Origin of the sequence: Microcosmobacter mediterraneus (genome assembly GCF_031846265.1) — a bacterium.
Classification (GTDB): Bacteria; Bacteroidota; Bacteroidia; order Flavobacteriales; family Flavobacteriaceae; genus Microcosmobacter; species Microcosmobacter mediterraneus.
On the sequence record NZ_JAVRIA010000001.1, the window covers coordinates 1 to 13,710 of the forward strand.

At 32.5% G+C, this 13,710-nt stretch carries 13 protein-coding genes and 1 tRNA gene; 6 read left to right on the forward strand and 8 right to left on the reverse strand.

The annotated features are described in order from the left end of the window. Positions 1 to 92: 92 nt before the first annotated feature. Together RM697_RS00005 and RM697_RS00010 are read right to left on the reverse strand one after the other, a co-directional pair. Positions 93 to 1,613, reverse strand: a complete 1,521-nt coding sequence (locus RM697_RS00005; protein WP_311425786.1) for an OmpP1/FadL family transporter — start codon at positions 1,611 to 1,613, stop codon at positions 93 to 95. Between the two features lie 28 nt (positions 1,614 to 1,641). Beyond that, a complete protein-coding gene (locus RM697_RS00010; protein WP_311425787.1) occupies positions 1,642 to 2,748 on the reverse strand; it encodes a hypothetical protein in 1,107 nt (368 codons plus the stop codon). 101 nt (positions 2,749 to 2,849) lie between these two features. Between RM697_RS00010 and proS the strand changes: the two genes are divergently transcribed. The 3 genes from proS to rpsT all read left to right on the forward strand — a co-directional run bounded on the left by proS (position 2,850) and on the right by rpsT (position 4,783). Continuing rightward, entirely contained in the window at positions 2,850 to 4,328 is a 1,479-nt protein-coding gene (proS, locus tag RM697_RS00015; RefSeq protein ID WP_311425788.1) for a proline--tRNA ligase, read from the forward strand. A gap of 107 nt (positions 4,329 to 4,435) precedes the next feature. Further along, positions 4,436 to 4,507: transfer RNA gene (locus RM697_RS00020), tRNA-Glu, on the forward strand. A gap of 24 nt (positions 4,508 to 4,531) precedes the next feature. Continuing rightward, complete coding sequence (rpsT, locus tag RM697_RS00025; protein WP_311425789.1) at positions 4,532 to 4,783, forward strand: 30S ribosomal protein S20; 252 nt, start codon at positions 4,532 to 4,534, stop codon at positions 4,781 to 4,783. A 137-nt stretch (positions 4,784 to 4,920) separates the two neighbouring features. Here the strand turns inward: rpsT and rho are convergent, their stop codons facing one another. Continuing rightward, positions 4,921 to 6,519: a transcription termination factor Rho gene (rho, locus tag RM697_RS00030; protein WP_311425790.1), complete on the reverse strand. Its 1,599-nt coding sequence runs from the start codon at positions 6,517 to 6,519 to the stop codon at positions 4,921 to 4,923. A gap of 224 nt (positions 6,520 to 6,743) precedes the next feature. Here rho and RM697_RS00035 point away from each other — a divergent pair, with 224 nt between their 5' ends. After that, entirely contained in the window at positions 6,744 to 7,154 is a 411-nt protein-coding gene (locus RM697_RS00035; RefSeq protein WP_311425791.1) for a DUF4293 domain-containing protein, read from the forward strand. A 93-nt stretch (positions 7,155 to 7,247) separates the two neighbouring features. Here RM697_RS00035 and RM697_RS00040 read toward each other — a convergent pair whose 3' ends face one another. Beyond that, positions 7,248 to 7,739: a metallophosphoesterase family protein gene (locus RM697_RS00040; protein WP_311425792.1), complete on the reverse strand. Its 492-nt coding sequence runs from the start codon at positions 7,737 to 7,739 to the stop codon at positions 7,248 to 7,250. Between the two features lie 105 nt (positions 7,740 to 7,844). Between RM697_RS00040 and truA the strand changes: the two genes are divergently transcribed. Beyond that, entirely contained in the window at positions 7,845 to 8,588 is a 744-nt protein-coding gene (truA, locus tag RM697_RS00045; protein WP_311425793.1) for a tRNA pseudouridine(38-40) synthase TruA, read from the forward strand. A gap of 1 nt (position 8,589) precedes the next feature. Further along, entirely contained in the window at positions 8,590 to 10,356 is a 1,767-nt protein-coding gene (locus RM697_RS00050; protein ID WP_311425794.1) for an ABC transporter ATP-binding protein, read from the forward strand. On the opposite strand, the gene RM697_RS00055 is transcribed toward RM697_RS00050, so the two are convergent. Genes RM697_RS00055 through folP form a run of 4 tightly spaced genes read right to left on the reverse strand, consistent with a single transcriptional unit; the run spans position 10,353 to position 13,542 of the window. After that, positions 10,353 to 11,165 carry a DUF3667 domain-containing protein gene (locus RM697_RS00055; RefSeq protein WP_311425795.1) on the reverse strand — a complete coding sequence of 271 codons (813 nt, stop codon included), beginning with the start codon at positions 11,163 to 11,165 and terminating at the stop codon, positions 10,353 to 10,355. The two genes, RM697_RS00050 and RM697_RS00055, sit on opposite strands and share 4 nt — an antisense overlap. Then, positions 11,162 to 11,935, reverse strand: a complete 774-nt coding sequence (locus RM697_RS00060) for a DUF3667 domain-containing protein (protein WP_311426457.1) — start codon at positions 11,933 to 11,935, stop codon at positions 11,162 to 11,164. Before RM697_RS00060 ends, RM697_RS00055 begins: the two co-directional genes overlap by 4 nt. Next, positions 11,935 to 12,717, reverse strand: a complete 783-nt coding sequence (gene cdaA / locus RM697_RS00065) for a diadenylate cyclase CdaA (RefSeq protein WP_311425796.1) — start codon at positions 12,715 to 12,717, stop codon at positions 11,935 to 11,937. Before cdaA ends, RM697_RS00060 begins: the two co-directional genes overlap by 1 nt. Positions 12,718 to 12,765: 48 nt before the next feature. After that, entirely contained in the window at positions 12,766 to 13,542 is a 777-nt protein-coding gene (gene folP, locus RM697_RS00070) for a dihydropteroate synthase (protein ID WP_311426458.1), read from the reverse strand. Between the last annotated feature and the right edge of the window lie 168 nt (positions 13,543 to 13,710).

The following is a 13,710-nucleotide window of genomic DNA, read 5'->3' on the forward strand; positions in this document are numbered from 1 at the left end:
ACTTTAAAGAGGTAAGCTTAAAATAAAAATAGAATTCAATAAAAGAGCTTCTTTAAGAAGCTCTTTTTTTATTTTGAGTTTATACTAAAGTTCTATAAGTCAAAAACTAATGATAATATAATATCTGTATTTTCAATATCTAAATTAGCAGTATTAGTTAAACCTATATTGTATAGACTATTACTTACAGATTGTTCAGATCTTTCAAAAGATAAATCTAATTTAAAATCTCCAAAACTGTAACCCAAACCTAAGGAATAACCTGTTAGATCACTCATAATATCTTCATCTAAATAAGGGCTGCCTTCAACTCTGTAACCACCTCTTAAACTAATTTGTTTAATTCTGTATTCACCACCAATACGGTAAGAATTTGCAACTGTTAAGGAGGTTCTTATGATCTCATTTTGAAATGCAAAATAGCCATCATTAGTAGGTCTAAATTCAGTATTAGCATAGTCTTTTCTTGAGTAATCAAGACTAATAAGCCCTTTTTTAGCAAAAATAAAAGCTAAACTACCTGTTAATTTACCAGGTGTTCTTAGCCTATACTCAGGATAAATATTAATGATATTAGGATCAATAATTTGAGATATATTAGAGCCGTTATCATCTCTAACGGTACCTAAAAATTGAGTAGTTTCTTCAGTAATTCTATACCAAGTAGGAGAGTCATAAGTAAAACCAATTCTCATTCCTTCATGTAATTTTAAAATTCCACCCAGTTGAAAAGAAACGCCTGAGCCTGTTGTAAGTAAACCATTGTCGAATTGAATTTGACTTACAGTAGCGTCAGAATTATTATTCGTTTCATCTAACAAGGTTGCACGTTCATAATTAATGAAGTGAGTATTTACGTTAATACCTAAAGATAATTGATTTTGGTATTGTGCAGCTGCATTAAAACTAAATTTACCATTATAACCAGTAGCTATATAGTTGTAGGTTTGATTAAACCCTCCAGTGCCAGTATTAGTGGTGTACAAGGTATTATCATCAGAATTCATATCAGGTTCTAAGATATAAGATTCGTAACCTAAGAATGCTTGTTGATGACCAAAACCATAAAAATTACCGATATCCGCATAAGCTTCACCAATAGTTTCTCCTGGAAATGCTGATATTTCATCGAGTCTTAATCCCTGTGCGTATGCTAAAAAGTATTCACTTATAGAATTAATATTATTATTGCCAGATGCTATCCATTCATCATCATAATTAGCTGTTTTATCATAGGCAATAGATAATACAAATTTATTCCATGAAGAATTATCATTATCATTTTTAAAAACAAATGAAGCTCCAGCTTGGTTGATGTCAAATTTAGAATCCGAAGTGTTACTAAGTCCATTAAAATAGGATACTTCATTATTTCTGTTAAAGCTAGCAAATGAAACGGAAGCATGACTTGTGCTAAATACAGCAGACCCAGCAGGATTGATACTTACAGCAGACATATCTCCACCTAAGGCTCCAAAGGCACCACTCATTGCCCTAAATCTAGCTGTTCCTTGTACTTCATTAAGGGAATACCTTACAGCATCTGTTATATCTTGAGCGTTACATATAGACATAGCAATTACTGCTATGAAAGTTAAACTTAACTTTTTCATACTTTAAATTTCTATAAAAATCAATTATTTATCTTCGACCACCTCTACTACTTCCACCTCTGGATGATGAACTTCCGGATGACCTAGATGATCCTGATGATCTAGACATGCTAGAACCACTACTTCTTGAAGAACTACTTCGTACTCCTGAAGACCTTGTTGTTCTAGTCGTTGATCTTGTTGATCTTGTTGATCTTGTTGTTGATCTCGTTGTTCTAGGTCTTGTCGTACTTCGTGTAGTATTTCTACCAGAATTTCTAGTTACATTTCTAGTGTTTCTTGTAACGTTTCTAGTGTTACGAGTTACATTTCTACCTGTGTTTCTAGTAAGCCCTGTATTTCTTCTCACCTGAGACCTGCTAGCTAGGCCAGTATTTCTTGTTGCAGTTCTTCTATTTAAAGCAGCGCTAGTTCTTCCTAGTCTAGAGTAACCATTGTATAAAGATCCACCTCTACGTCCATAATTATATGCTAAATTATTACCGTAAAAGTTGTTTCCATAAAAAGGAGGGCACCAAAAATTGTTCCAACCCCAACCGAGGCCTCCACCCCAACCAAATCCATTATTCCAACCCCAACCGAAGCCTCCGCCCCAGCCAAAACTATTATTCCAGCCCCAGCCAAAACCGTTATTTATTCCAAAGCCCCAACCCCAATTATTCCAATAAGGACCAAAAGCTCCCCAACCAAAATTGTTAAACCTCCAGTTGTGCCAACCCCAAGATCCAATCCAACCTGGTCTTGCCCAACCAGCACCAGCACCATAATAAATATTGATTTCTGTTGGTGCATTATAATCGTCGCCCCAACCACTAGTAACATATTCAACTGAGTCTACTTCTTGTTCAGGGTAACCTTCATAAGAATCTATATCAGTAAATATCTCACTCTCGTTAGCAATAGCATCATATTCATCTGATTTTTCAGAAAAATAATTTTTGAAATAGTTTGCGTCAGATACTGAAGATTCTCTTACAGTTTGTTCGTTAGTTTGTACAGGTTGTTTTTCTGAACCATAGATACCATCATTATCATAACCAATGTATTGGTATGATCCACAAGAAGCTAACACAAAAAGTGCGCTTAGTGCAACAAAAAATGGCAATTTCGATTTGAAGTAGTCTTTGAATTGCATATCTCTTTGGATTTAATTGTTGAACATTACAAAAATAACTAGTTTTGCTGAACTAATTTTTTATTTAACATAATCACAATTTTTGTGCCAAAACATTATAAATGGGTAAAAATCTTACAAAAAGAGCTGAAGATTATTCTAAATGGTATAATGAGCTAGTCGTAAAGGCAGATTTAGCTGAGAACTCAGCTGTTAGAGGATGCATGGTTATTAAACCTTATGGTTATGCTATTTGGGAAAAAATGCAAGCGGAATTGGACAAAATGTTTAAAGAAACAGGTCATCAAAATGCCTATTTCCCCTTATTTGTGCCCAAAAGTTTGTTTGAAGCCGAAGAAAAAAATGCAGAAGGCTTTGCAAAAGAATGCGCAGTTGTTACCCATTACAGATTACAAAATGATCCTGATAATGAAGGAAAACTTCGTGTTGACCCTGAAGCAAGGTTAGAAGAAGAGTTAGTGGTTAGACCTACTAGTGAAGCTATAATTTGGAACACTTATAAAGGATGGATACAAAGCTACAGAGATTTACCAATTTTGATAAATCAATGGGCAAATGTTGTGCGTTGGGAAATGCGTACACGATTGTTCTTGAGAACTGCAGAGTTTTTATGGCAAGAAGGTCATACAGCCCACGCTACCGAAGCTGAAGCTATTGCTGAGACTAAGCAAATGAATGATGTTTATGCAAAGTTTGCAGAGAATTTTATGGCTATCCCTGTTATTAAAGGGGTGAAAACGGAAAGTGAGCGTTTTGCTGGTGCCATAGATACCCACTGTATAGAAGCTTTAATGCAAGATGGAAAAGCATTGCAGGCTGGAACATCTCATTTTCTCGGACAAAATTTCGCAAAAGCATTTGATGTTAAATTCACCAATAATGAAGGTAAGCAAGATTATGTTTGGGCCACATCTTGGGGAGTTTCTACACGATTAATGGGAGCACTTATTATGACACATAGTGATGACCAAGGACTTGTATTGCCACCAAATTTAGCACCTATTCAAGTTGTTATTGTCCCAATTTATAAGAACGACGATCAGTTTAACGCTATTACTGTTGTGGTTAATAAAATTGCAGATCAATTGAGGGAATTAAATGTTAGTGTGAAGTTTGATAGTAGAACTACTCATAGACCAGGAGCAAAATTTGCGCAACATGAATTACAAGGTATACCATTAAGAATAGCCATAGGGCCAAAGGATTTAGAAAATGAAACAGTTGAACTTGCAAGAAGAGATAATTTAACAAAGCAAACTATTGCTATTGATGATATTACTAATGTCATTCCTCAATTACTTGCTCAAATTCAAGAAGATTTGTATACGAAAGCACTCAATTACAGAGATGATCATATTACAGAAGTGAATGATTTTGAAGAGTTTAAAAAAGTTTTGGAAACAAAAGGTGGTTTTATTTCGGCACATTGGGATGGAACTCCAGAAACTGAGCAAAAAATCAAAGAGTTAACAAAAGCTACAATTAGATGTATTCCTAATGATGGTATTGAAGAGGAAGGGAGATGTATTTACACTTCAACTAATTCAGCTCGTAGAGTCCTATTCGCAAAGGCATATTAAAAAAAATCAAAAAAAATTAGTTTGCAGTTGCAACATTTAAAAATAGTTGTATTTTTGCATCCGCAATGATAAGTTGCAAGTTCATTAAGTAATGGAATAAACAAAATGGCCCGTTCGTCTATCGGCTAGGACGCCAGGTTTTCATCCTGGTAAGAGGGGTTCGATTCCCCTACGGGCTACAATTTAAAAAACAAAGAAAAGACATGGCAAATCATAAGTCAGCTTTAAAAAGAATTAGAAGTAACGAAAAAAGACGTATCCTTAACAGATACCAGCACAAAACAACACGTAATGCTATTAAAAAATTACGTGAGTTAACAAATGCTAAAGAAGCACAAAAAATGTTTCCTTCTGTAGTTGCTATGATTGATAAATTAGCTAAGAAAAACGTAATACATACTAATAAAGCTGCTAACCTAAAATCTGGTTTGGCAAAGCATATTGCATCTTTATAGTATAGAGTTATAGAAACTTTAAAAGCCTTTTCATTGAAAAGGCTTTTTTTATGGTCTAACTTATTAAAGGAAAAGAAATGTAAAAACAAAACCCTCTAGACTTCTAGAGGGTTTTTTATAAGTTAAAGATGTTAATATTATCCATTCATTGAGATAAGAAACTCTTCATTATTTTTTGTTTGTTTAAATCTATCATTAATAAACTCCATAGCTTCAACCGGATTCATATCAGCAAGATACTTACGCATTACCCACATTCTTTGTATGGTTGTTTCATCTAATAAAATATCATCGCGTCTTGTACTCGAAGACGTAAGATCAATTGCTGGGAATATTCTACGATTAGAAATCTTACGATCTAATTGTAGTTCCATATTACCAGTTCCCTTGAATTCTTCAAAGATGACTTCATCCATTTTAGAACCAGTCTCAGTTAATGCTGTAGCAATAATGGTTAATGATCCTCCATTTTCAATATTTCGAGCAGCTCCAAAGAAACGCTTTGGTTTGTGTAAAGCATTCGCATCAACACCACCGCTTAATATTTTACCAGAAGCAGGTTGAACAGTATTATAAGCTCTAGCTAAACGTGTAATCGAATCTAGTAAGATAACAACATCATGTCCACATTCTACTAAACGTTTTGCTTTCTCTAAAACGATATTGGCAATTTTTACATGCTCGTGTGCTTCCTTATCAAAGGTAGAGGCAATTACCTCACCACGAACATTGCGTTGCATATCTGTAACTTCTTCAGGACGTTCATCAATCAATAATATCATTTGATATACTTCAGGATGATTTGCAGCAATAGCATTGGCTACGTCTTTAAGCAACATGGTTTTACCAGTTTTAGGTTGCGATACAATCATACCACGTTGACCTTTACCAATTGGAGAGAATAAATCCATAATCCTAGTAGATATAGTACTTTGCCTTTCGGCTAAGTTGAATTTCTCTCTTGGAAATAAAGGTGTAAGATGTTCAAAAGATACGCGATCTCTTACAACTTCTGGCTTTAAACCATTAATCTTACTCACTTTAATAAGAGGAAAATATTTTTCGCCTTCCTTTGGAGGTCTTACATGACCAAGAACTGTGTCACCAGTCTTTAAACCAAATAAGCGAATCTGAGATTGGGATACATAAATATCATCTGGAGAGGATAAATAATTGTAATCCGAAGATCTTAAAAATCCATAACCATCTTGCATAATATCTAACACGCCTTCACTTTCAATAATGGCATCAAATTCAAAATCGGGTTCTCTATAACGGTTTCGGTTGTCCTTATTACCATTGTTTTTATGATCCTTATTTTGGTTGTGTTGACGGTTCTGATTTTTATTTTGATTGTTTTGCCTGTTTTGATTATTGTTCTGATTTCTAGAATGATCCTTTTTTTGGTTAGAAGCACTGTCGTTAGATTTTGCTTCAGGTTCTTTATTTTCATTCTTTTCAGAGTTAGATTGGGTTTGCTGCCTTTTTTGCTCGTTTTGAGCAGTGTTTGGTGTTCGCTCTCTTCTCTGACGTTGTTGTCTTTGTTGTGGTGCTTTTGGCTTTTCCTCTGTGGCGCTTTCCTTTTTAACAACTGAAGGATTTGCTGCCTGATGATCTAAAATTCTGTAGACAAGGTCTAATTTTTTTAAACTCTTGTATTTAGTCATGTTTAGCTCTTTGGCTATATCCTGTAACTCAGGAAGCTTTTTTTCTTTTAATTCTGAAATTTCAAACATTGATATATAAAGTAGTATTTGATAATAAAATCTGAAAATGATTTAAACCGAAACTTTCAAAAGAAATTTAAGGGGAAAATCGTGTGATTAATTTTGAAGATTAACAACCTGAAAACCTTAGTTGTAACTGATTGTTAATGCAATAATACTAATTTTATTTTATAAATACGATTATGTTTTTAAAAATAAACACTTAATTTTGTCGTTCGATTTTAAAAAGAGATATGTTACAACGTATACAAACGGTTTACTTATTCATTGCTGCAGGAATTTCTGCAGGTTTAACCTTTGTATTTAATTTATGGACTACCAATGATAATGTATTGGTTTTTGCTAAAGACGATATGTTATTTCTTGGTTTGTTTTTAGGTTCTGCGTTATTATCGTTAATTTCAATTTTTAGTTTTAAAAATAGAAAGTCCCAGTTTATTCTAGGACGACTCAACATCATATTAAACTTTATTTTACTAGGAGTATTTGTGTATCAATCCCTAAATTTATCTGGAGAAGCAAAAGTTTCTGAGAAAGGTATTGGGATTCTTCTTCCTATTTTTTCTATCGTGTTTTTGGTTTTAGCTAATAAAGCCATAAAAAAGGATGAAGATCTTGTAAAATCTGTGGATCGTTTACGATAAACCTAACATCTTAGTAGTATTAGTGCGTAAAACCCAAAGTGAAAACTTTGGGTTTTATTTTAATAGTAATTTTTACTTTAGCAATGGTTTAAATTATCTCGGGAATTCAATAACTTCAAGGTTTTCAATTTTTTTTCCTTCTACAATAAATCTAAGCATTGTTCTTACCTTATGAAAACCATGCTTACCAACAGCACCTGGATTCATGTGTAAAAGGTTATATTTTTTGTCTGACATTACTTTTAAAATATGAGAATGCCCACAAATAAATAACTTTGGAGGATTTGCTTTAATATCTTCTCTAAATCTAGCGTTGTATTTTGGAGGATAACCACCAATATGAGTTATCCAAACATCGACACCTTCACACATAAATCTATTGTGTTCAGGAAATTCCACTCTCGCTCTGGCATCATCTATATTACCATAAACAGCACGTAATGGCTTTAAAGCTTTAATTTTATCGGTTACAACTAAATTACCTATGTCGCCAGCATGCCAAACTTCGTCAGATTGTTTTACATAATCTAAAATTCTATCATCGATATAACTATGTGTATCAGAAAGTAAGAGAATTTTAGTCATGTCTACCTTCCGCAAAAGCGGAAATCTTTTAATTATGTTAATCTAAAGCTGATTCCTGTAAAACTATTTACCTTTGTATATTAATAATTTCAAAAGTACAATTTCTTGCGTTATTTTATTGAGCTGAGTTATAAAGGAACTAATTATCATGGTTGGCAAAATCAGCCAAATGCTATATCTTTACAAGAGGTTATAGAAAATGCTCTCTCTACTCTCCTCAATTCAAAAATTCCAATAGTAGGAGCTGGAAGAACTGATGCTGGCGTCCATGCCAGACAAATGTTTGCTCATTTTGATTTTGAAACAGAATTTGATTATAAACAATTAGTCTTTAAACTCAATTCGTATTTACCCAAGGATATTGCAATTATAGATATTTTTCCTGTAGATAATGATACTCATGCACGTTTTAGCGCTACTGCAAGATCTTATATTTATAAAATAAGTAATGTAAAAAACCCTTTTAGCAATGAGTTATCTTACCAAATGCAATTACCTTTAAATATAGAAGCTATGAACATGGCTTGTAAAAAACTATTAGGTTATAAGGATTTTCAATGTTTTTCTAAGAGTAATACAGATGTAAAAACGTATAATTGTGATATTAAATATGCCTTATGGACTCAAAAAGATTCAGAATTAGAATTTAAAATTGAAGCTGATCGTTTTTTGAGAAATATGGTACGTGCAATAGTCGGAACTTTACTTAACATTGGTTTAGGTAAATTAGAAGTAAATGATTTAGATAGGATTTTAGAATCAAAAAATAGAAGTGAAGCAGGTTATTCGGTTCCAGCTCATGGATTATATTTAACTAAAGTAAACTACCCAGAATCTATTAAAACATAATATGGCAAAAGAGAAAACGAGTGTGTTTGATGTAACACTTTTTAAACGCTTATTAAAGTTTATTAAGCCCTACAAAACTGTATTTATTGGATCTTTATTTTTAGTGGTAGGACTTGCCATTTTTGGTGCTTTACGACCATATATATTACAGCAGGCAATTGATGTAAAAATAAAAGAGAAGATATACGATGGTTTCCTATTATATATGGCTGTTATGGTCGGCTTGTTGATTTTAGAAGTTATTTTTCAACTCCTTTTTATTTATTATGCCAATTGGCTTGGGCAAAGTGTTGTAAAAGATATAAGAGTTAAACTTTTTGACCACATGCTCGCTTTTAAAATGAAATACTATAACGATTCTTCTGTTGGTGTGCTCATTACTAGAGCAGTTACAGATATGGAGCGTATTGCAGATATTTTTGGACAAGGCTTATTTATGATATTTAGTGATATCCTAAAAATGTTGGTAGTTGGAGCTATTATGTTAGTTATGAATGTAAAGCTTAGCCTTATTGTTTTTACTACGCTTCCCATCATCATCTTTGCAACTAAGATTTTTCAGAAGTATATGAAAAAGGCTTTTGAAGATGTAAGAACAGAAGTATCCAATCTAAATTCTTTTGTACAAGAACGTGTTACAGGAATGAAAATATTACAGTTGTTCACCAGAGAAAATACAGAGTATAAAAAGTTTAAAGCTATAAATGAGCGTCATAAAAAAGGTTGGCTAAAAACAGTTTGGTATAACTCTATTTTTTTTCCAATTGCTGAATTGTTATCCTCTTTAACCTTAGGTGCAGTTGTTTGGTTTGGTGGATTGAGTGCGGTTACTTCTGGTATAGCTACAGAAGGACAATTATTTGCCTTTGTAATGATGATTCCTATGATGTTTAGACCATTAAACCAAATAGCTAATAAGTTTAACACACTACAAATGGGTATGGTTGCCGCAGATCGTGTCTTTAAAGTATTGGATACTACATCTCAGATAGATGATTCTGGACATAAAGAAAAAGCACAATTTCGTGGTGATATAGCATTTAAAGATGTTAGATTTTCTTATGTAAAAAACGAAGAAGTTTTAAAAGGCATCTCTTTTGAAGCTAAAACAGGAGAGACTATTGCTATTGTTGGCGCTACTGGAGCAGGAAAGTCTACCATAATTAATTTATTGAATCGTTTTTATGATATAGATTCGGGTGAAATTGCTATTGATAACCAAAATATTAAAGATTTTACTTTAACTTCATTAAGATCTCAGATTGCTGTTGTATTGCAAGATGTATTTCTTTTTGCTGATACTATTATGAGTAATATAACGCTTAATGATACTTCAATCTCTAGAGAGCAAGTCATTAATGCTTCAAAGGAAATAGGTATTCATGACTTTATATCTTCCTTGCCAAATGGTTATGATTACAATGTGAAAGAGCGTGGTGTTATGCTCTCATCAGGTCAGCGCCAGCTTATTTCATTTTTAAGAGCTTATGTTACTAATCCCAGTATTTTAGTTCTGGATGAAGCTACTTCTTCCGTAGATTCGTATTCAGAACAATTAATTCAAGATGCTACAGATAAAATTACAACAGGAAGAACCTCAATAATTATAGCTCATCGTTTAGCTACTATTCAGAAAGCAGATAAAATTATTGTCATGGATGCAGGTAAAATTGTAGAGCAAGGCACACATAATGAGCTTCTTAAAAAAGAGGATGGTTATTACAGAAATTTATATGAAGTACAATTTTTAAAGGCTGATGTAGCTTAATTAACTGAAGTACTATCTTTCAACGCTCTTTGTGCTTCAATCATTTGTTCCATATCACCATTTAGGTACATAAGTACTCCAACTAAAATACTAAAGAGTACAAACGCAACTGTAAGCACACCTAAGAATAGTATTGTTCGTAATGCGATTTGTCCTGTACTGAGTTTATAAATGCGCTTTAAACTATATATATAATAAAAGAATTGTATAGGTAAAACTACCATTCCTAAAGTTGTAAAAGACATTAAGTCTAATGGAATTACTATTGCTGTTAGTACTGCCAAACAAATAGATATTTGTGCTTGGGTATAAATAAAGATTACCAAGGTTTCTACATAGTTAAATAACTTAGTACCTAGAAAAACCACTCTTGCCATTAAGGCATAAATTGGAATATATAGCATAATCACCAGCGATTGATAATCATTACTGAATTTATAGATCTTTTCAAACATTGCTTGTTGTTGCTGGCCTATAGCAGTAGACGTATCATAAAACGTGATATCGGTTTGAAATTTCTGAATAATAAAGATTTGAATACCAGAAATCGTAAGTGCCAATGCGAAATAGCTAAACACATTAACATATCGTTTTCTTACACCATTAATATAGCCAACGATAACCTCTTCAGGTTTTATAAATAAATCAATAAATGTTCTAAGAAGTTTATTGTCATAGTTAAAGAAGGTTTCACTAACATGTTCAAATAAGTTTTTGAAAGTTAGCCTGTTTCTAATGATTTTCCCTCCACAGAGATTACAGTATTCGCTGCCATCAATTAATATATTATTACAATTCTTACAAGTCATTGTATAGGTTTAAATAGTTCAGGATGAAGCATACCATAGACTATACCTACTGCAAATACAAGTATTGTAATAATAAGTATTTGCATAATTAGAGCCAAAAGAATCCTAAAAAACGAGTTCAGAATAGACATATCATAGATTTTCATAAAACCATAAATCACATAACCATAACTAAATAAAGATGTAAATGTTATTAACCAGGTGAAAGGTAATCCTAAACTTAAGCCTACAATAGTTATTAAAGCTGTAGTAATTGTATATTGAGATGTTATGTAAATATTCATAACAATATGCTCTGTAAAATTATAATTCTTGTTACCAGAAAATAATAAATAGGTGAAAAAAGCGAGAATAGGAAGGGTTACTATTGTTATTATACCTAAATAATCAAAAACATATTCATTAATTTTTGCATTAAACTCATCAATTTGAGCATTTCCAGTTTGTGTAAAATCGGTTGTCATTACTTCAGGAAAGAACTCTTTGAAAATTAAGAATTGAAACCCTAAAAGTGTAATAGATAAAGCGAGATAAGGAATAGCATCTACATATTTTTTTCTTAAGCCTTCAATGTATCCAACGATAACATTCTGTGGTTTAATTAATAAATCAATAAATGTTCTAATTAATTTATTGTCTAAACTCAAGAACTCTCGATTTAGTTGGGCAAATAAAGTTTTTAGTGTCAGTCTATTTCTAATAACTCTTGCACCACATTGAGGACAATAACGTTCATTGCTTAAAGCTGTATTACAATTTTCACAGATCATCAACTGAGGTCATTTTTAATTTTTTCAATGAGCTCTGTAGTATCTTTATATAACTCAAATTCGCCATTTTTAATGTAAGAGGTCTGTCCTGTTTCTTCACTAACAACAATAGCTAAAGCATCTGTTTTTTCTGTTATGCCAATGGCTGCTCTATGTCGCAACCCAAAACGTTGCGGAATATTTTTCTCATTATTTACTGGTAAAATAACACGTGTGGCTTTTATTGTGTTATTATCAATGATAACAGCACCATCATGTAAAGGGCTATTTTTAAAAAAAATACTTTCAATGATAGCTTGCGAGACATTCATATTAGTTTCATCACCAGTTCCGGTTAAAAAATCCAAGTTATTATTACGTTCTAATACCATGAGAGCACCAGTATTTGTTATTCCCATCTTCATACAAGCTGCTATGATAGCATCAACATCTGTTTCGGTTTCAACTACTTTATTCACAAAGTTAAAACGCTTAAAAAAGCCACTTCTATTACCAATATTTGTGGAGCCTACCATAAGAAGGAATTTTCGTATTTCGGGTTGGAAAACAACAATAAGAGCAATAATTCCTACTTTAATAAATCCATCAAAAATACGATTAAGCATGTGCATATCTAGTAAATCTGTAATCCACCAAACACCATATATCACTAAAATACCAATGAAAATATTAACAGCAACTGTACCTCTTATAAGCTTATAGACATAGTACATAAGGATTGCGACCAAGAATACATCAATGAAATCTATAACCTGGAAATCTAAAAAGTTGAAGTTGTCCAAAAGCTTTTGCTATTTCTGTAAATTTAAAAAAATATGATTAATAATTAACTACTGGTTATGCAATGCATTATAAAGGGTGACACATTCCATGGCTTCTTTGACATCATGTACACGTAAAATCGATGTACCTTTCTCTAACGCAACCATATTTAGAGCTGTAGTTCCGTTTAAAGCCTCATTTGCGGAAAATTCTAAAGTATTATAAATCATTGATTTTCTAGAAATTCCAGAGAGGATAGGAAGATCCAAGCTTTTAAAGAGCTCAAGGTGGTTTAAGAGCTCAAAATTTTGAGCTTTGGTTTTAGCAAACCCAAAGCCTGGATCACATATTATATCAATAATACCATAAGATTTGGCTTTAGTAATGCGTTCAGAAAAATAGAACAGTATATCTTTTATTAAATCGTTATAATCCGTAAGAGTTTGCATGGTTTGTGGTGTGCCTCTCATGTGCATCATAATATAAGGCACCTTAAATTTAGCAATAGTGGAGAGCATGTTATTATCTAGTAATCCTGCAGAAATATCATTGATTATTGCAGCTCCAGCCTCGATACATTGTTTAGCAATTGAACTCCTAAAGGTATCGATAGAAATAACAATTTCAGGGAAACTATTGACTACCAAGTTAACAACTGATAGTATGCGACGCATCTCTTCATCTTCGCTAACATGTTTAGCATTTGGTTTAGAACTGTAAGCTCCAATATCTATAAAAGTAGCACCATCTTCAAGCATTTTATCCACCTGTCTCATCACAGATGAAGAATTTCTAAAGCGTCCACCATCGTAAAACGAATCTGGAGTAAGGTTTAAAATACCCATTACTTTAGGTGTGCTAAAATCAATAAGTCTACCGTTACAATTTATGGTTTTCAATTGGTACAAGATTCTAAAATTTCAATTCAAAGTAGTACTATATTCTGTTAAATCTTGAATTTAGAACTAAGAACTTTGAACTCTTAACTATTTATGCGAAATTTACGGAAATTT

What these genes read in the sequence shown, in the direction of transcription:
- RM697_RS00005 (WP_311425786.1), bottom strand. Translation starts at nt 1,613, where the DNA reads ATGAAAAAGTTAAGTTTAACTTTCATAGCAGTAATTGCTATGTCTATA.
- RM697_RS00010 (WP_311425787.1), bottom strand. Translation starts at nt 2,748, where the DNA reads ATGCAATTCAAAGACTACTTCAAATCGAAATTGCCATTTTTTGTTGCA.
- proS (WP_311425788.1), top strand. Translation starts at nt 2,850, where the DNA reads ATGGGTAAAAATCTTACAAAAAGAGCTGAAGATTATTCTAAATGGTAT.
- rpsT (WP_311425789.1), top strand. Translation starts at nt 4,532, where the DNA reads ATGGCAAATCATAAGTCAGCTTTAAAAAGAATTAGAAGTAACGAAAAA.
- rho (WP_311425790.1), bottom strand. Translation starts at nt 6,519, where the DNA reads ATGTTTGAAATTTCAGAATTAAAAGAAAAAAAGCTTCCTGAGTTACAG.
- RM697_RS00035 (WP_311425791.1), top strand. Translation starts at nt 6,744, where the DNA reads ATGTTACAACGTATACAAACGGTTTACTTATTCATTGCTGCAGGAATT.
- RM697_RS00040 (WP_311425792.1), bottom strand. Translation starts at nt 7,739, where the DNA reads ATGACTAAAATTCTCTTACTTTCTGATACACATAGTTATATCGATGAT.
- RM697_RS00050 (WP_311425794.1), top strand. Translation starts at nt 8,590, where the DNA reads ATGGCAAAAGAGAAAACGAGTGTGTTTGATGTAACACTTTTTAAACGC.
- RM697_RS00055 (WP_311425795.1), bottom strand. Translation starts at nt 11,165, where the DNA reads ATGACTTGTAAGAATTGTAATAATATATTAATTGATGGCAGCGAATAC.
- RM697_RS00060 (WP_311426457.1), bottom strand. Translation starts at nt 11,935, where the DNA reads ATGATCTGTGAAAATTGTAATACAGCTTTAAGCAATGAACGTTATTGT.
- folP (WP_311426458.1), bottom strand. Translation starts at nt 13,542, where the DNA reads ATGGGTATTTTAAACCTTACTCCAGATTCGTTTTACGATGGTGGACGC.